General features: G+C 60.1%; 1 protein-coding gene and 1 pseudogene. Both read left to right on the forward strand.

Annotated elements, in window-relative coordinates; translation table 11 throughout:
• On the forward strand, window positions 1–321 hold a 321-nt coding region (locus NW849_RS14255; protein ID WP_414358494.1), incomplete at its 5' end, for a DNA-binding response regulator.
• Between the two features lie 147 nt (window positions 322–468).
• A pseudogene (locus NW849_RS14260) lies at window positions 469–1,253 on the forward strand (type II secretion system protein); the annotation flags it as partial.

A 1,253-nucleotide genomic window follows, 5' to 3' on the forward strand; every position in this document is an offset into this window, starting at 1 on the left:
GAGGCAGCCCGCCGCGCCGGGGCCAAAGGCTACCTTTCCAAAGAGACCGACCCGGCGGAATTGGCCCGCGTCATCCGGCAAATTTTGGCCGCTCCCGAGCAAGACTGGCTGCCCGCCCGACAGGAGCTGCCCAAGCTCACCCCCCGCGAGCTGTGTGTGCTGCAACTGATGAGCGAGGGCCTGGCCAACAAACAGATCGCCCGCCGCTTGGGCCTCAGCATCGAAACCGTCAAAGAATATGCCAGCACCGCCTACCGCAAGCTGGATGCTAGCGACCGTGTCACCGCCCTGCTCAAGGCGCAGCAACTGGGGATCTTGTGAATTGGAGAAAGGGCTTGGGGATTCCCCCCAGAGGTGGGGATTTGCGGTGGCCATGATCACCGGCATACTGTTGCTAGCTTGGCATCTTGACAAGAGTTCCTTTGGCTTGGGTGCCACTCCCTTTACCCCCGTCATTGAGATACGGCTATGTCTGCTCCTTCCACGCTGCTGCTCAAGCTCACCCTGCGCTTACTCGGTTCTTTGAAAGCACGGGTAGATCAGCGCAAGATTCGAGAGCGGGGCTTTGTCCTGCCGGTTGCCATTTTGATCGTGCTGGTCTTGAGCTTGGTGACGGTGGGGCTGCTGACCCGCTCCACTCAGCGCAGCATCCAAACCCAGGTGGAACGAGCGGGGCAAACCATTAGCCGACAACTGAATACGGCCATTGACCGGGCTAGAGCTAAGATCGAGTACCTGATTCGGGATCGCCGCCTGCCCAACAGCGCCCCGACGGATGCGCAATTTGCCGCAGCCCTCATCAACGATGGGGCAGGGGGTCTGCTTCCTCGGGATCCCGATGAGCCCTACATCCTCCCCGACGAAACTCAGTTCGTGATCGCCACCAACATTCAGGTGGAGGATCCGCAAAATCCGGGACAAAACTTGAACGTCCGGGTTCAGGCGCCCGCTTGGTGGTTCTTGGCGGATACCGACAACAATGGCATCAATGACTCCGTAACGGTTTATACTATTCTGAACACCCGTCGGGCTGCCGGCAGCGACTTTGAGGCTAACCTGACGGATACCGAGCGGGCGCGGCGGCTGCTGATCCGCAGTGGGCCACTGCAGGGTTCGGCCTTGGCGGGGTGTACCGATTCTCCGGCTGAACAGACGGTCAACCCCAACGTGGGGGATTGGTTCCAGGTTGGCTCTGCGTTGTACAAGCCCTTTCAAGTCTATGCCGTCACCTTGCCTATTGCGGGTGCCGACTC

This window comes from Synechococcus sp. R55.3 (genome assembly GCF_047461975.1).
In the GTDB taxonomy this organism is placed as follows: Bacteria; Cyanobacteriota; Cyanobacteriia; order Thermostichales; family Thermostichaceae; genus Thermostichus.